The sequence below is a fragment of the Trichococcus ilyis genome (assembly GCF_900109135.1).
GTDB lineage: Bacteria > Bacillota > Bacilli > Lactobacillales > Aerococcaceae > Trichococcus > Trichococcus ilyis.
The window spans coordinates 182,440-200,457 of sequence record NZ_FNYT01000001.1 but is presented as its reverse complement, the minus strand read 5'-3'; the positions used below and the strand labels follow the sequence as shown (position 1 = coordinate 200,457).

General features: G+C 49.1%; 11 protein-coding genes. All 11 read right to left on the bottom strand.

Translation table 11 applies throughout. The features are described 5' to 3' along the window. Positions 1 to 218: 218 nt before the first annotated feature. On the bottom strand, positions 219 to 851 hold the full coding sequence (locus BMX58_RS00845; RefSeq protein WP_068620476.1) for a copper homeostasis protein CutC: 633 nt from the start codon (positions 849 to 851) through the stop codon (positions 219 to 221). Positions 852 to 904: 53 nt separating this feature from the next. Then, a complete protein-coding gene (locus BMX58_RS00840; protein WP_068620478.1) occupies positions 905 to 1,402 on the bottom strand; it encodes a mannose/fructose/sorbose PTS transporter subunit IIB in 498 nt (165 codons plus the stop codon). Positions 1,403 to 1,470: 68 nt separating this feature from the next. Next, on the bottom strand, positions 1,471 to 1,851 hold the full coding sequence (locus tag BMX58_RS00835) for a DUF956 family protein (RefSeq protein ID WP_068620480.1): 381 nt from the start codon (positions 1,849 to 1,851) through the stop codon (positions 1,471 to 1,473). Between the two features lie 131 nt (positions 1,852 to 1,982). Next, positions 1,983 to 2,909 (bottom strand): PTS system mannose/fructose/sorbose family transporter subunit IID, encoded by a 927-nt coding sequence (locus BMX58_RS00830; RefSeq protein WP_068620483.1) that lies wholly within the window; start codon positions 2,907 to 2,909, stop codon positions 1,983 to 1,985. 17 nt (positions 2,910 to 2,926) lie between these two features. Beyond that, positions 2,927 to 3,727, bottom strand: coding sequence for a PTS mannose/fructose/sorbose transporter subunit IIC (locus tag BMX58_RS00825; protein ID WP_068620485.1), 801 nt, complete (start codon positions 3,725 to 3,727; stop codon positions 2,927 to 2,929). Positions 3,728 to 3,748: 21 nt separating this feature from the next. Next, entirely contained in the window at positions 3,749 to 4,735 is a 987-nt protein-coding gene (locus tag BMX58_RS00820) for a mannose/fructose/sorbose PTS transporter subunit IIA (RefSeq protein WP_068620487.1), read from the bottom strand. Between the two features lie 209 nt (positions 4,736 to 4,944). Further along, positions 4,945 to 7,821, bottom strand: a complete 2,877-nt coding sequence (locus tag BMX58_RS00815) for a sigma-54-dependent transcriptional regulator (RefSeq protein ID WP_068620489.1) — start codon at positions 7,819 to 7,821, stop codon at positions 4,945 to 4,947. A gap of 222 nt (positions 7,822 to 8,043) precedes the next feature. Beyond that, a complete protein-coding gene (gene addA, locus BMX58_RS00810) occupies positions 8,044 to 11,853 on the bottom strand; it encodes a helicase-exonuclease AddAB subunit AddA (protein ID WP_068620491.1) in 3,810 nt (1,269 codons plus the stop codon). Then, positions 11,853 to 15,482, bottom strand: coding sequence for a PD-(D/E)XK nuclease family protein (locus tag BMX58_RS00805; RefSeq protein ID WP_068620492.1), 3,630 nt, complete (start codon positions 15,480 to 15,482; stop codon positions 11,853 to 11,855). Before BMX58_RS00805 ends, addA begins: the two co-directional genes overlap by 1 nt. A 143-nt stretch (positions 15,483 to 15,625) precedes the next feature. Further along, the gene (locus BMX58_RS00800; protein WP_068620495.1) at positions 15,626 to 16,120 is read right to left on the bottom strand and encodes a DNA cytosine methyltransferase; all 495 of its coding nucleotides are present in this window, start codon (positions 16,118 to 16,120) and stop codon (positions 15,626 to 15,628) included. Between the two features lie 215 nt (positions 16,121 to 16,335). Further along, positions 16,336 to 17,655 (bottom strand): IS1380 family transposase, encoded by a 1,320-nt coding sequence (locus tag BMX58_RS00795; protein WP_068620497.1) that lies wholly within the window; start codon positions 17,653 to 17,655, stop codon positions 16,336 to 16,338. Positions 17,656 to 18,018 lie beyond the last annotated feature (363 nt).

Below are 18,018 nucleotides of genomic sequence, written 5' to 3'. Positions count from 1 at the left end.
AAGCCCGCCTTACCTCGATTTAGAAAACCCGGCGAGCCACACAGTCTGGTTTCCGTGAGGCAGACTTGGACCGTTGGACAGCGTGAAATCTTGTGAGACTTTTTTGAATAGCCTAACGAAAAGTTCGGCCGGGAGAATCTCCCGGCCGAGCTTTTCGTTGCCATCATCGGCTATTCTGTTGAAATAATCAAAGAAGTCTATTCAGCAATAGGAATTCCCTACACAATTCGTGTTCCGTGAACTTCAGTGAATTCCAGAACTTTTTCAAGATCGGCGAGATTGTCTTTCGTGATGCCGCCACCAGGCATGATTGTCATGTCTGGACTGATTTTCGCGAGTTCGGCAATGTGCGCTGCATTTTCGAAAATCGTATTTTCAGTCGGTCCACCATGCGTCAAAATTCGTGTAAAGCCGATTTCTGCCAACCACAATAATGCGTCTCTTTGTTTGTCTTCCGGTATTTGATCAAATGCCATATGGAAAGCAAGTTCTGTTCCATTAGCGGTGGCTAACTTGGCGATTTCCTCCAAAAAAGGTTTATCCAATCCGTTCGCTGCGGTTAAAGCTCCTACCGCTATACCATTAGAATGCAGTGCACCAATTTCGGCTAAATCTTGCATCATGATGGCCTTTTCCGGAATGGAATAAACAAAATTTCCGCCTCGTGGTCGCAGCATCACAATAATGGATGTATCTTTGTCGAAACAGTACTCCGTTGCAATTTTGATGACGCCAATGCTTGGTGTTGTTCCCCCTACTGCCAAGTTGTCACACAGTTCAATCCGTTTGGCCCCGCGCTCGATGGCTCCTGGGACATCCGTGAAATTTTCTAAACAGACTTCTTTTAGCATGCTGTCACCTCATGGAATTACCTTTGCTGGAATTCTTCCTGTTCATTCGGCGCTCACGCCAGTCCTTCTTTTTTCAGCACTTGCATGAGGTCCAATTTATTGTCGGCGACGACCTTCCGGATATCCAAGTGGATGCCCTTGAAGTTCAAATATTCAAAAGCCTGAATATCGCGTTTATCAACCGCAACTGCGTTGGTGATCATCTTTTTTCCATCCGAATAGCTCATACTGCCGATATTGACGGAATCAATTTGAACGCCCCTTTGCACGATTCGTGCGACATCGATAGGATTCGTAAACAAGAGCATCGCCCGAAATTGATTATGCGCATCATCGAAGTAAATTTCGACAAACTTATCCACTGGAATCACATTGACCTTTACACCTGGCGGGGCAACTTGACGCAAGAGCGTCTTGCGCAGATGATCCTGCGCCACCTCATCACTGATGACAATAATCCGCTCCGCTTTGCTAAGCTTTGTCCACACGGTTGCCACCTGACCATGAATCAAACGATCGTCGATTCGTACTAATCGAATATCCATTACCACTCTTGCATCCTCCTTGAAATACTCATCCTACAACCGCCGACCGTATGCACCTTGATTTCTGCCGCAATTCAGGATGCTTTCTTTTTGAACATGTGCTTGAAGGCATTCTTCAGAACATCGAAGAAACCCAATGATTGAACCATATGATCTGGGCTTACATAGACGCGGATCGCACGCAGCACGTCCTTGGGATTTTTTGCCGAAAAAGTATACGTACCGTCTTTTTTTGTCTGAAGCGCAAAACGTGGAATCCATTTGCCTTTTAACATCACGGATGCCAGGACATAATCGACCTCTTCCCAAGGAATTTGAATGAACTTGCGCGGATCGCGATGATGATAAAATTCAAACGCATGGTCTCCGATCATAACTTTCCCGTAGTCCGTCAGCCCCATATAAGATGTACCATCCACTACCATATCAACCTTTGTATTCAGGGATTCAACCATTGTATATGCCCCTCTCTCTTTCTGTCTGAATTGAGTATAATATACTCCCTTTACCCTTTACAAGAAAAAACAAGGCTCAGGCAGGTTTGCCTGAGCCTCACACTCATCTTTTTTCCGGATATATCCGAAGACTACAGCAATCCGATCAGGCGTCCGCCGATACCGACAACGAACAGGCCAAGAATGATCACGATTGGAGAAACTTTCTTCTTCAACAACCACATGCAAAGCAATGTCAACAGCAATGCTGCCAAGCCAGGGATCAGTTGATCCAAGTTGTTTTGCAAGGTTGTAACTTTTGTATCAGTCAGTGACAAGCCTGAAGTATACTGCGTCAGGGCTTGCTGGATGCCGGCAGTGCCGCTTGGCAGGTTTTCCCAATCGATAAATGCACCTTCCGAAAGTTTCACTGAAGAAACGGTTGGAGCAAACGAGATGGACACCCAACGTTGAACCAAGGCAGCCAATACGAACATCCCCAGAATGGAAGCTCCTTTTGTCAGGTCTTGCAGTATGCCGCCGGACAAATCTTCGGTGATTTTTGATCCAGCCTTATAGCCGAATTCTTGGGTATACCACATGAATGCCCAACGGATAGCGTTCCATGCAACAAAGAACAGGATAGGTCCTAAGATATTTCCTGACAAGGCCAGTGATGCGCCTAAAGCCCCCAGAATTGGACGGACTGTAAACCAGAATACCGGATCACCGACACCGGCAAGAGGTCCCATCATTCCGACCTTAACCCCTTGGATCGTAACGTCGTCAACTGGAGCTCCATTTGCGCGCTCTTCTTCCAGAGCCAGCGTTACTCCTAATACGGGAGATGCCACATAGGGATGTGTATTGAAGAATTCCAAGTGGCGTTTCAATGCTAGGACGCGATCTTCCTTAGCTGGATAAAGTTTTTTGATTGCTGGAATCATTGCGAAAGCCCAGCCACCGTTTTGCATCCGTTCATAGTTCCATGATCCTTGAATGAAGGTAGAACGCCAAGCAACCGCTAGCCGATCTTTTTTAGATAATACAACTTTTTTATCGAGCGTATTTTGTGCCATGTTTGCAGTCTCCTTTCCTAATAGTCATTGAGTATCGAATCAAGTGGATCGCCAGTATTGCTTGAACCGCCATTACCGGAACCGCCCATTTTGGAAAGGTTCAAGTAAATCAAGGCCATTGCAACACCTAGGGCTCCTAATGCGATCAACGTCAATTGAGATACAGCAGCAACAACGAAACCAATGATGAAGAATGGCCATACCTCTTTGGTGGCCATCATATTGATTACCATTGCATAACCAACGGCTACGACCATGCCACCACCGATTGCCATACCATCAGTCAACCAAGCAGGCATTGATTCCAAACCAGACTGTACAGCTTCTGCTGGGATGAACATAAGCAAGCCAGCAGGAATTGCAATCCGCAAACCTTGCATGACAATAGCTCCAATTTGAAGCAGTTCAATCTTGCGGTAATCGCCTTCTTCTGCAGCTGCATCCATCATATGAACGATTGGAACAGCCAGGGTACGAACGACCATCGTCAAGAATAATCCAGCTACAGCCAGAGGGATCGCAATGGCAATAGCGGAAGATACGCCTTTTACGCCTTGACCACCTAAAACCAAAATAATTGCAGATGCGACAGATGCGAGTGCTGCGTCAGGTGCTACAGCGGCTCCGATGTTTGCCCAACCTAAGGCGATCATTTGTAATGATCCACCAAGAATAATACCAGCTTCAAGATTGCCTGTGACCAGACCGATCAGTGTACATGCAACGAGCGGTTGATGGAATTGGAATTCATCCAAAATACCTTCCATACCGGCAAAGAATGCCACGATGAGAACCAGAATAATTGAAACGACTGACATAATATACCTCCTCTTTTCTTGTTATGCCTTTGCTAATTCTTCTTTAGCTTTTTTCAACAACGCGTCCATTTTTTCCGGTGAATCATTCGGAACTTTCCGGACATCAAATTTAACGCCTTTTGTTTTCAATGTTTCAAATGCCTTCACATCTTCAGGTCCCATTGACAAGACCTTATTCACGACAACCTTGCCGACTGAGTGAGCCATTGACCCAACATTCAATTCCTCAATCTTCACGCCGCCATCAATTACGCGAACGACATCTTGCACATTTTCAAAAAGCAAGAGTGCATGCGTGTTCCCAAAACGAGGATCCTTGGCAATTTCAATCATTTTTTTGATCGGAATGACATTGGCTTTGACTCCTGGAGGAGCTGCTTGCACAATCAGGTTTTTACGCAATTCATCTCTTGAAACATCGTCGGAAACCACAATGATCCGATTTGTTCCGGCTGATTTCGCCCACGTTGTTGCCACTTGACCATGAAGCAAGCGGGAATCCAAACGAACTAAAGATAACTTGATTTTGCCATCGCCAACGACTGTCCCTACAGGAAGGCTGCCTTTTGGTTGCTGCACTACAGAAGCCGCTTCCATTTTCTTCGGTTCAAGGCTTTCTGGCTTAGCTTTTACGCCATCCTTCGCTGCTGGAAGAATTTGTGCAGCAATCTTTTGAGCTGAGTCCATGCTCAGACGTGCAGCGTACGCTTCGATAACCATCGGAAGGTTCATTCCGGCGATAATCGCCCATTTGTCTTTATGTGCTTCAAAAAGACTGTTGGCTTGGTTGAACGGTGTACCGCCCCATAAATCGACTAAGAACAGCACTTCATCTTGGTTGTCAAAGGATGCGATCGCCTCTTGCATCTTTGCTTTGACATCGTCCGGTCCTTCGCTAGGCGCCAAAGTCACTGCTTTGACATTCTCTTGTTCGCCGAAAATCATTGAAGCAGATTGCAGAATGCCTTCAGCGAAATTCCCGTGACTTGCTAGGATAATTCCTACCATCTGTATACCTCCTATTGAATATATTTTTTTGACTGTTTGGATAAATAGCTCGGCAGGCCATTCCCCACACACTAAACTATAAGCAAAAAGCGTGCCAACTTAGTGTATGGCTCAGTCCCTTGGAGAAAAACGCAAAAACAATACACTAAAACCCGCAGTGTTTTAGTGTATTGTTTTTGTTTGTCGTTAGTGTATGCAACACTGTATCGCTATTCTTGATAGGCCAACGCTTGCTGCAAATAGTAAACTTCATCTTTCGGCATTTCAATTTGAAAGGTGTGGCTCAGGAGGTTTAAGGACTGTTCCAATTGCTTAAATGTTTCCGTCTGTTCGGTCGTTTCCAGTTCTTCTTGCGGCGCGATCAATGTGTCTTGCCGCAATGCCCGCTCAAACATTCCCGCGATATGCATCAAAAGATTGATTGCTTGGGAATAATTTTCCTCATTTTTCAATAAGGAACGGCTGAATTTCCATAAAGGTTCGATCAGCTTTTGCGGATTCAGGAAAGTGAAGCTTTCTGTCATGTACTCCACGCAGATCTGCTTCGCCTTTTCCAATGTCAACTCACTATCATCATAGGATTCGGCCTCATCTACCACATAGTCCAATACTTTTTCGGCATCTCCGGTGAAAAACTGTTCCATTGGAATGTAAACGGCATCGATTTTAGGTCTGACGATTCCCGTTGTCGCCAGAATTTCATACTCCTGTTGCAAGATTGCCAGCTGCTCGTCCATATCGATCACCGAAATCGGCAGTACCTCGATTTCCGCATCAAAATATTTCTCTAAATGCTTGTCGATGATCTCTTTCATCTTTTGTGCTGTTCCTTCACCCGAAGCGCAGATCGCAATGATTGCCTTTTTGCGCTTCAAAGAGTGCCCGTTTTCTTCTCTCGTGGTCACGTTACTGCCTGCATAGCCACGAAAAGATTGGAGCGATCGATAAATTTCATCAAGTGTCGCATCCACAAGATCTGTCTTGCGCACCGTCTCCAAAACAATCGGGGTCGTGACCATGTCGATCGTTTTGACCTCGATTCCTGTTTTTTCGGTGATTTTTTCCGAAAAGGTCATCAGTGATCCCATATCGACCAACAAAATGACGCCGCTCCCTCGATCGATTTCTTTGACACAATGAATGATTTTTTCGAGGGCCACTTGGGGTTTCATCTCAAGTGGCATATCGACAGCGCGGATATTGTCGACCCCCAACAATGTCGTCACAACCTCCGCCATGCTCGTGGCTGTACTTCTGCCGTGGGCTGCAATCACAACACCCACTCGCCCTGTGTCCTTGTCTTGCCTTAATGATACCAGCAGCAAAGTCAGATAATAGGTCTCCACCTCAGGGATTTTAATGCTGTATTCTTTTTGCAGCTCTTGCTTCATCCATTTAGCGACCGCAAACTCTTGGGGATAATCTTCCACCATATTTTTGATGCTTGCATGGAGCGTGCGGCTGCTTTCCCCTAATTGAATCCGCTTTAAAAACGAACTGATATGCAGACTCATCGCATAGACGAAATTCCGTTGGAAGTGATAATCCAAATGATCTTGCGCATACTCAAACATATTTTTTGCAAAACGAATAATTCGTTGATCAATGATTTCGGAAAGCTTTTTCTCCGTATCAAAGGTCAAACCCGTATCACGATAAAAGGACTTCAGATGGACATTGATGTCGGTCGTAATAAAGCGATTGATCGATTCCTGATCAAGCCCATCTTCCCGCAGCAATGCGGCCTTATTCCCGATAATTTCATACAGATTATAAGGAAGATCATAGGAATCGCTTATCAGAGGGCTTTCCAGGCTTTCATTCGGCACCACTGTCAGCACGGGTTCCAGTATCCGAGTGAGTTCATTCAAGCGCTCGCGATGGTTATTGGCCAGATTGAGCAGCCCGTTTTGGATTTCTGGTGTGAGCTCATCCAACGTAATCGATATTTCACTGGAGTTCATATAGTTCAAAAAGGCCCGCGCACATACAAGCTGGACATTCGATTTCAGCTGCCCGACATTTCCGTAGGTTACGCTGCCGATCAGAGCCTTCACCGCATCCTGCTTCACATGGATACTTCTTTGGATTCGATTGGCTTCGATCGCAACCATCCGCTTCAACAAATCCACCTGTTCCGCTATCGGACGCTCCGAAAATTGCGGTAATTTAATGACGATCGGGATGCGCCGCACAAAGGTCTGGAGCAAACTGGAAGCGGGATCCTCCGTCGTTGCACATACAAGACGGACATTGACTTTATTGGCTTTATCGGTTTCGCCCAAGCGATTATAGGTACCATGATCCATGAGATAAAAAATCATTTCTTGCCCTTCAGGCGGTAGGCGGTGCACTTCGTCCATAAAGAGCATGCCTCCGTCTGCCCGTTGGATCAATCCGTCCGTCGTTTCCGTGGCTCCTGTAAAAGCACCCTTGCGATATCCGAACAAATGAGCCATCAATAATTCGGGATTGTGCGCATAGTCGGCACAATTGAACACAACCAGCTCCTTATCGGCTGCAAAAACTTGATTGGCTTGCGCGAAACGAAACATTGCATGAACAAAAAAAGTTTTCCCGCTTCCGGTCGGTCCAGTGATTAAGCAGCTTAATCCCTTAGGTGGATAGAGGATCGCCGCCTTAGCCTGATCAACTTGAGTCCGCATACTGTCATTCGATCCGACTACATTCGCAAATCCCTCGTTGTTTTTTTCACGGCTGCCCGCATTATTTCCTTCCCGTTTTGCGGGAACACGAGAAATTTCAGCCGCAGGAAGGCGGGTTTTGCTGGTTGGTCTTGCTGTGGGTTTGGGTTGGTTTTCGTTAGGCGCGTACATCTTTGTTTGCGGCTGCTGAGACCCTTTTAAAGAGTGGTCCGCATATCTGACCGGCCGTCCAGAGGATTTGACCAGCTTACCCTGACGCACGAGCTCATTTAAGTCGCTGCTTGCATTGGGACGTTTGATCTGGAGCTGCATCACGACTTCCTGAGTCGTCACACCTTCGTTCTCTTGCTCAAAAGCCGCTTCTGTCCACTCCTGCGAGCGGATTTTGACATACTCGTAGATACGGTCAATTCGTTTCATCCAGATTTCTCCTTTTCTTTCATCACCTTAAAAGTACCATAGTCCCGAAAGAAACGAAAGTGAAAGCTTACGGAAAGTGCCGTTCCACAGCCTCAGTTTTTCAGTAGCTGAAAGGTATAATTGCGGCACACCCAAACAGATTGATGAACAAAAATAAGGAGCAGAAAGATTATCTCTCTGCTCCTAAATAGTTGCCGAAGGAATCCTTGGATTGCTTCGCGCTTATATGGAAATATTCATATGGTTCGAAAGCAGCGCAATGTATGCCGCACTGACAGGTTTCTTCCGGATAGTCTCAAGGCCCCTCTTGTACAAGTTCATCTGGCCGCGGTATTTGTCGACGATATTCTCGGGCAACACCGGCACGCGGTCGCCCACGAAATCGGTCTTGAAGTCATAGAGGACAATATGGTCGTCATACTCAATGAATCCGTCGATGATACCATGGATCAGCAGGTTGTCGCCGTCCTCTTCCCGGATTTCCTCGAAGATCCGGCCGGCGGGAATCAGCAGTGAAAACGGCATTTCCCGTTTCACCTTGTCGGCGTTCGCCTGGATTTCCTGCCCCAGTTCGGTTCCGAAGAACTGGGCGATCTGCTCCGCATCAATTTTCTTGGCTACGGCTTCCTCCAGCAGTCCTTCCTCCGTCAATTCGGCTAACAGTTGTGCGATATAGGCTTCCGTGATTTCCACCGTCAGATCCACCGCCTGCATGACGAAATGCGTCGCGGTCCCGATTTCGGCGCTTGTCGGCATCACCGTTTCCTGCATGAATCTCGGGCGCGGGAAATCGGGTTCGACATAGCGCGAGACGCGCTTGGTGTCCGCCAAGTCCAATTTCATCATGTGCGTCTCATCCGGGTCCTCGAACAAACGCTTGATTTCCGAAACGGACTGGTAGCTGGTCGTCGTCGTGGCCGCCTGGTGGGGATATTCCGCCTCCATCAGCGCAACGGCCAAGCGCATGTCTTCCGCAAGCGAATGCTCATGCGCTTCGACTTTGCCGTTGGCGAGCTTCTCGATTTCGTCCTTCCATTCCGATTCGTTGATTTCCTCCAACGCTACCGGAATGTACGACAGCAGATCCTCCTCGCGGAAAGTGTTGACGCTGAAACGGACCGGGTATTGCGTCAATTCGCCGCGGTATTCGCGGGCGAAATAGTCGTTTTCGGCATCCTGATGGCGGTAGAGCGACATGCCAAGCCACTTCATCAGCGTCGAAGACTGCAGGCGCAGGTAATCAGGCAGCAGCTTGCCGCGCGTTCCGTCCGCCACTTGCCAATCGGCCCACATTTTTTCTTCGGATTTGTAGGAGCCGACCAGGAAGAGTTTCTGCTCCGCCCGGGTCAAGGCTACGTAGAGCTTGCGCATCTCTTCGGCCAGCAGTTTCTTTTTCTTCTCGATCGCCAATGCCTGGCGCGCCAAGGACGGGTACTGCACCCGCTGCTGGACGTCGAAATAATCGGTCCCGAGTCCATGCGTTTCGGAGAAGATGTATTTGCTCTGGGTGTCGCTCAAGTTGAAGCGTTTCGACAAGTCCATCAGGAAGACGACCGGGAACTCGAGTCCTTTGCTGGCGTGGATGGTCATCACCCGCACCGCATCCTCATCGTCGCTGAAGGAAGTCGGCTCGGCCAAATCCTTGTCGCGCTGCTGGATCTTCTCGATGAAGCGGATGAACTGGAACAGGCCTTTGTAGTTCGTTTCCTCGTACTTCTTGGCCCGCTCGTACAGGGCATGCAGATTGGCCGTTCGCTGTTTGCCGGCGACCAACCCTCCGACATAGTCCAGGAAATGGGTGTCGTTGTAGATCGTCCAGATCAGCGTGACCAGGCTGCTGCGTCTGGCGAGGCTGCGCCATTCGTTCAGCTGGCCGAGGAAGTGCGCAAGCTTGCCGGAGATTTCCTTGTGCTCGCCGGTCTGTTCCAGTGCCCCGCTAGCGTAGCTTTTCAGGAAATGCTGCACGGCGTCATAGAAATCGCCGTTTTTGTGCTGGATGCGGATCAGCGCCAACTGCTTTTCGTCCAAACCGACGATCGGCGAACGCAGCACGGCGGCAAGCGGGATATCCTGTCTGGGGTTGTCGATCACCTTCAGCAAGGAGAGGATGATCGAGACTTCGGTCCGCTGGAAATAGCTTTCCGTGTCGTTCAGGATGACCGGAATCTGGAAATCCTTGAAAATTTCCAGGATGACGAGGTTGTTCTTCTTCGTCGGCGTCAGCAGCACGATGTCCCGGTAGGAAAGCGGCCGTTCTTCCTTGGTCTTCTTGTCATAGATCGGGAACTTCTCGTCGATCAGCGCCTTGATCTTCTGCGCCACCATCGTGACTTCCCCGGCCGTCTTGTCGTCGATCGTCAAGTCGGCTTCAAGATCGTTCTCCGGCGTCAGGGCTTCCTCGCCGTTGTCGGCGTCCTCCGAAAGATAGATCAGCAGTTCCGTCTGGTTGCGCTCGCTCTCCGGGAAGGACTTGTTGCCAGCCTGGAGCTTCGCGGCTTCGTCGTAATCCATCTGGCCGACTTTTTCGTCCATCAGCTGCTCGAAGATGAAATTCGTGAAATGGATGACCTCTGCGCGCGATCGGAAGTTTTCGGCCAGAATGATCCGTTCCCCGCCGTTTTTGTCGGCAAAAGCCGCGTATTTGCGCAGAAACAGGCTCGGGTCAGCCAAGCGGAAGGCATAGATGGACTGTTTGACATCCCCAACCATGAACAAGTTCTCGGTTTCCGGCTGGTGCCGCGTCACCCAATAGAGGATGCTCTCCTGCAGTTGGTTGACGTCCTGGTATTCGTCGATCAGCACTTCCGCGAATTTGCTGCGGTAGTAGGCGCTGGCGTCGCTCATCCTGCGTTCCCCGTCCTCGGCAATCGGGGCCAGGATCTGCAGCGTCAGATGCTCCAGGTCGTTGAAATCGAGCACGTTGTCTTCCAATTTCCGTTCCCAGTAGGCTTCGGAGAAGCGTTTCGTCACCCGGGCCATCTCTTCGGCATAGGGGTGGATGCCCTTCAGCACTTCCTCCTGTTCAGCAAGCGGCCGGCTGAGGTACTGCGCGCTCAATGCGGCGAAATCCTTCTTGTATTTGTCGCGCAGGTTTTTCAGAAGCGCCTTTTGATCCTTCACTTCATCCGGATCGGCTTTCTTGGCGCTGGGCCAACGCGCAAACTGCAGCTGTTCGTTTGCGATCGTGTAGGCCAATTCGTAGTCATCCTGTTGGACAGCTTCCAAAAGGCGTTCGGCATAGCCCTGCTCGGTTTCGAAAATTTCCCGTTGGGCTGCCGTTTCCACGTCTTCCCCGGCCAGATGCCTAGCTTGTTCGATGTCGTAGCGGATGCCCTCGATCAGGCTCAACAGCTGCGGCTTCAGCAATTCCTGGTAGAGCAAGCTGTTCGTCAGGCCGGCCTCGGTGTTGTAAAGGGATGGCAAGGAATCGAGCCAGCGGTAAGGATTCGGATTCGCGCGCGAAAAGTCGTAGAGCGAGAAAATCAGCTTCATCAGATCGTCGTCGCTGCGGTCCTTCGAATAGGCCTTGGCCAGATTCTTGAAATACGTATCCGGCTCCCCGTAGAGCTCCTCCTTGACCACTTCCCAGACGTCCTCCTTCAGCAGCTCGACTTCGATCGTGTCCGCCAGCAAGCGGAAGACCGGATCCAGATCGATCAGATAGAAATAACGCTGGATGACCTTCAGGCAGTAGGCGTGGATCGTCGAGATGTTCGCCTGCGGCATCAGCGAGAGCTGCTTGATCAGGTGCAGGTATTGTTCCTGCGACTGCGCTTCGTTGATGGCGGTCTGGATAGCGCCCGTCATCCGCTCCTTCATTTCCTTGGCTGCCGATTCGGTGAAGGTCACGACCAGCAGCTCATCGACGTTCGTTCCGCTCTTCACTTTTTCGATGATCCGCTGAATCAGGACCGTCGTTTTGCCGGAGCCTGCCGAGGCGGAGACGAGGATGTTGTCCCCGGTCTGGTAGATCGATTGCCATTGCGTTTCCGTGAATTTTTCATTGGGTGTGCGTGCCGGTATGCCCGTCATCATTGCTCCTCCCCTTCCTCGTTGGATTCTTGCTTATTTCCGTCCAATTCTTCCTTGATCTTCGCAAACACGTCTTCCCTGCTCAACTTGATGTATTTGCGGTAACGGTTCTCCGGCAGCGTGTTGTCGAACTGCGAGATGGCGCGGTACGGTCCGCTGACGGTCGGCGTATACGGCCGTTCCTTGATCGGGTCGAGCTTCAGGTCGCCTGACAGGATCTTCTCGCCGGCTTCCACCATGTTTGCCCGGTTCTTGGCGATCAGGTGGTTGAAATCGTCTAGCGTGATCAGTTCGTCATTTTTGCCCAGATTGCCGGCCTTCAGTTTTTTGAAAGGGAAGATTTCCGAAGACTGGCCGCTTTCGACAGCCGGATCGATCAGGTCCAAAACGGCCGTGTCGTTCAGCAACAGCCCTTTCAGCTTGTAATCGCTGATGATCGTCTTCTGGTAATCCTCGAGCGTCATGAAGCTGTTCTGCTTGATGAACGGGTTCTTGACGTGCAGATAGAAGGCGCCGGCCGGCAAGGTCTTCCCGGCCAGCAGCTTGTCGGCGTTCAGCAAAGCCACATCCAGATAGGTGATCATCTGCATCGCCAACCCGTAGTAGGCATCGGCGAAGTTGAAGCTGTGCGCGCTCGATTTGTAGTCGAGGATGGTCAGGTAATTCGCTTCCCCGGCATTGACCAGATCGATCCGGTCGATCTTCCCGCGGATATGCAAGGTGCCGCCGTTGTTCAGCGGCATGTCCAGGCCTTCCAGCATCTGTTCGCCACCCAATTGCCCGAAGACCGCTTCGGTGCGGATGTTCTTCAGCGCCGTCCGCCGGCTGTGCTGGTTGAGCACCCAAGCCATCTTCTGGATCGTTTCGCCCAACTGGTCGCGGATGAAGGCCATCCGGTTCGAGGTCGACAGGATTTTGTATTTGTCATTCCCGTAGATATTCTGCAGCACGGCATCGGCAATCTGCTTGACCGTCTCCTCGCTGAGATCAGCGGTATCGATGAGCCTGCTCTTCAGCTGGTTGACGATCTGCTCCAAAGCTTCATGGAAAAATTCGCCCGTTCCGGCAGCGGACAGCTCGTATTTCGCCCGTTCCTTGAGCTTCAAGCCGTATTGGAGGAAATGGCTGTACGGATCTTCGAAATAGCGCTCGAGCTGCGAGACCGACAAATACAGGTCTTTCCCGTAGAGCTGCTCGGCGACAGGTGCCGTCAGCTTGCTCGGCACATTCTTGTGCCAGAGGCTGGAGAATACCTGCTGCATCGTCCGTTTGGCCTGCGGATCTTTGGAGATGTACGCCAAAATGTATTTCCACAGCTTCGGCACCGGCTCATTCGTCGCGCGCTGGTGGCGCAGCAAATGGACCAGCTGGCTGATGTTCTGCTGTTTGCTGCCTAGGAAAGCTGTCGTATCTGCCGCATCGGCGATGTCCTGGTGCTTGATTTCGACAGGGATCTGCAGCGCATTGGCCACGCGCGACACATACGGCGAAATCTTCGGCGATTTCTTGCTGTCGTCGGCGCTCATCGGATAGCTGAAGATGACCTTCTCCGTCCCGGAAAGGAAAGCCTGGTAGGCCACGTACGGTTCGGCGGCCATCGATTCGGCGGTCGTCGGGTGCAGGTATTTCTCTTCGTTATTGTTCAATGAACCGCTGAGCCGCTCGCGGTCCTCTTCCGTCAGAATCGATTTGTTCTCTTTCTGCGCAGGCAGATGGTCCTGGGTCATCCCCATCAGGAAGACGACCTTTGCCGGCTCGAAGCGCGCCCCCTCGATGCTCGAGAAGACGACCTGGTCGATGCTCGGCGGCACGAGGCTGAAGGTCGCGTTCTGGAAACCGGTCAATAGGATCTCGTGGAAAGCTGCCGCCTGGAAAGGGCTATCCCCCAGAATTTCGACGTATTCGTCCAGCAGATTCAGGAAAACTTTCCAGATCTGTTCCTGCTGCCGCGCCTGGATCAGGTCCCCCTGCGCCAAGGCTTCATCGCGCCAGAAGAGCATCTGTTTGTCGACTTTGGCGGCGATCAGGAAATTGTACAGGTTCTTCGCGGCTTCTCGGCCGGTCTTGGCCTTCGCCATCTTCTGGAAGAACGGCAGCAGCAGCTCCCTCAGATAATTGCGGACCTCGTTGGAGGTGTCCTGCATTCGTCTGTCTTCAGGGCTCTGGTTGCTGTTGCCGTTCTCGTCCCTGAATGTCGCGAAATACCAGTCGTCCTTCGAAAGCCAGCTGTTGCCTTCATAGCCGTATGCCAGCAAAACATTCTCGATCACATCGACCTGTTCGCGGAAATGCAGCACGGCTGCCGACGTTTCCTCAAGTCCAGCCGGATTGTCATGGTTGGCCGGCGTCAACAGTTCCGTGCGCAGCAAGCGCATGATGTCCGGATAGCGCCAATGATGGCGGCGGATGCGGAACAATGCGTCGATGAAATCCATGAACGGATGGTGCTTCATGGCGTCCGCTTTGTCGTAGAAGACATCCATCCCGTCCTTATCGAAAATCGGCTTCACGATCGTTTCGTATTCTTCGACCGTCCGCGCCAAAATCAGGATATCTTTGTAGCGGTAACCGTCCTCGGCGACCAATTTTTTGATTTCGTTGGCCACATGAAAGACTTCCGCCTGTTTCGTTTCGCAGCCCCAGACGCGGATAGCTTTCTTTTGGTCGGCCGTCAGCTCAAACGTACCTTGGACTTTGTTGGCGGTCGCATCGGTGGACGCGATCCAATAATTCTCCAGGGTCAACAACGCATCCTTGTAGCCGTCCGTGTCCTTGGCAACCCAGTGGTCCTTCATGACCGGAACGCGCATGCCCCTAGCCAAATGATAGAGCGTGTGGTAAGTCGATCCGGCCGTATAGAACAGCTGATGCATCGCCGGCGGTTCACTGACGTAGGCTTTATCCAGCGCCAACGTGATCGTGACTTGTTTGGCGGAACGCAGCAGCGTCGTGACGATCTGCAGCTCGCGGGCCGTAAAACGGTAAAAGCCGTCGATGAAGACATAGGTATTCTGCATATCCAGTGTTTCGATGACACCGGCCAGCGCCTCAAGGATGACCTCTTTTTCGAGGTACTTGTCCAGCAGCGCTTCATTGAAGGCGCGGTAAAGTTTCTTCAGTTCCGTCAACTTCAGCTGGAAATCGGCCTCATTGCCGGATTCGGCTTGGTTCGCCAAAATCCCCTGCAGGTCTTCCTCTTCGATGCGCCCGCTGCGCAGCTCCAGAAACAGATCGGTCAGCTGTTTGATGAAGCCCTCCTTGTTGGCTTCCCGGCGGAAAAGGATCAGCTCCTGTTCCTTCTCCATCAGAATCTTCCGCACCAGCATGCTTAGGCCGGCTTCCGACAATTGCTGCTGCTGGAAAATCGGCGACTTCTTCAGCAAATACCAGGCCAACCGGCTGAAACTGAACGTCTGCAGATTCATCGAGCCCATCATGTCCTGACCGCGGAAAGCCTCGAATTGCCAAAGCTTTTCCAGGATCGACATCTCCGCCTCGAACTTCGCATGCTCCGGAACCAGCACAAATACCTTCGCATCCGGCTCCTCCGTCATGATCCCCGAAATCCGCTCATATATCGCTTGTTTCTTGTCCGCCGATTCCTTGCCTAAAATAAACTGCAACCCCATCGGATCGCCTCCTGTTCGTGTAAGTCAATATGGTTATTTTACCATAAGGGGGTGAGGAAACATTGGGTTTAAGGGCAAATAAAAAGCGGAACTCCTCAAATTAATCGGGATTTCCGCTTTTTATATAGGTGGTACAAATTTTTCTAAACGCCTATTTTTTCACAGTTCAAAAATTTTTTGTCAATGGTATCAATTTGTTTGAAAATCTCTTCCAAAATAGGTACAACTATACTATTTCCGGCTAGTTTATACAATTTAGAAGGACTTAAAATACTTCTGCTCTTTGTAATTAAGGAATTATTCTCCAATAATAAATCATATGATTGTTCATTAAAGCCCATTAGCAAGAAACACTCTCTTGGAGTAAGATTTCTATACTTCGCTCCATTAACTAAATTAATATCTCTGTATTCGATAAGACCTGAGTTAGGATTCCGATCCTGTTTTGTAGTCACAGTATTCGCAATCATCGTGTCGTTTGAAACATTATCTACAGCCAATATTTTATTGGTTTCAAAAATCTTTACTCTTGATGGTGTATAATTCGGAGTACTTTCAATCGCTTCTCGTTTATATGTAGCATTAGAATAGTCCAATCTTAAAAATTTTCCAATAGGATGAATTTCGCTATCATCCAAATAAATATTTTCAACCTGAATTATTCATACTACCCGAAACTTTGACATGAACAACCCTAATTCAGCTGCAATATTGGATTTTTGGCAGAGTTGTTATTTTTACACTTTCAAAACGTCTCTTAGAGACGCAAAGAAGCACGGAGTGCGATTGATATTGTGTTTTTGGGCATACTACCCCCTTTGTTCGAACGGAAATTTTAAAAAATGGGACGGCATCACCAAGATAAGGACTGAATCTGCCGCAGGATATGAAAAAATTCGTCTTGGTAGACATGATGGGTGCTGAGTTTTAGCATCATGCGTCTTCCGCTGTGAATCAGTTTCCCAGCAATCTTGAAAAACCGAAGACGGATACTCTGTATCTGTAGGCCTTTGGCCTTTTCCGGGAAAGCTAGTGTACGCATGAAATTGTTGATGTTGTAGGAAAGCAAGCTGACCATCATGCGAATGGCATTCTCCAAGAAATGAGAGCTGTCTGTCTTATCAAAGAAGAAGCCACTCTTAGCTTCCTTGATGAAATTCTCCATCGTACCTCTCTTCCAATATGTTTGGTAGATTTGTTCAGCCGAGACCGCATCGGATAGATTGGTGATAATGAACTCATGGTGGAAAATCAGTTCATTAGCTGCCCTGACGGAACGGATGCAAATCCTACGGTCATGCTTCCAAGTGCCGGCTTGATAGCGAGTCGAGTAGAAATGTTCTTCTCGCTGACCCCACTCGGTCTCATCCCCAATTTGAACAAACGCTTCCGCTATCTTGAATAAGCGGCGATTTCGCTTGAGTCGAATGACGTACTGATGCTCTTTTTCTTCACAGAGATCATACAGTTCCGGCGCTGCAAAGCCACTATCTGCGCGAACAAGAATGGTGCTGACTGGAGCAGTCTGATTATAGTGTTCAAGAAGCGGATTCAAAAAATCGGCTGCTCCGGTTGAGCAGTATGTGTTTCCGGAACGTAGTTCCGCCTTCAGAAAGTCCTTGGTCAAACCATCGAATGCAACGAGCGGATGATATCCGGTTGTTTGATAATGTGTGTTGAAGGCCGTTTCTTCTTGATCGCCGTAAGTGTCACTATATGTGGAATCCAAATCCAATACCATTTCTGTTGCATTACGTTGTATACGTACCTTATCCAGCATCGCTTGATTGAGCGCTTGTAGCTGCAAAAGTGCATCGGGACTCTCACTAATGCGATCCCAAAAACGCGAAAGCGAAGGTTGTGAAGCCAATGTGCTCTTTTCAAGCATCTGCTGGAAGAAAGGATCATGACGTAAGATGTTGGCAGATGCATCGGTATTATAGCCTGCAATTAATTGGAAAATCAGTTGTTCAAGAATGGATTCATTCGAATGGGTAGGTGAAAGGCGAGAGTCTTCAAAATGAAGCTCTTTCTTCATCAACTGTTCGAATCCGATTGAATGAAGGAATTCTTTGACCAGAATTAGGCCAGACTCTGTAGTCAAATTACCTCCGGTATTTGTAACCGTCATTTTTGCATTGAAATTTAGAGTGTTTTCGTGTAAAGTTGCCATTGAGAGAACCCCTTTCTTTGGTTGTTGGTCGTACATTAACCATAACAGATAGGGGTTCTTTTTTAACACCTTTTGGGTGTGAACTGGAAAGATAAAATATGTTGGAAGACTAACGTTTCAAGATGTTTTCTGAAAATATATGAATAATTCAGGATTTTTTGTATCTTTCAAAATCAAGCGACCCTCTGTAACTGGACATATGCTAATACAGGGAACAATCCAGTTTTTAATGTAATTATATTTATCCGAACCAGTAAATATCGCTTTCATTTATGCGACATAATTCACATATGTTTTCATGTGAATGCTACATTTCGGGTAGCCGACAAATCGCATCAGACTGATTAACTTTGTTGCATGGAT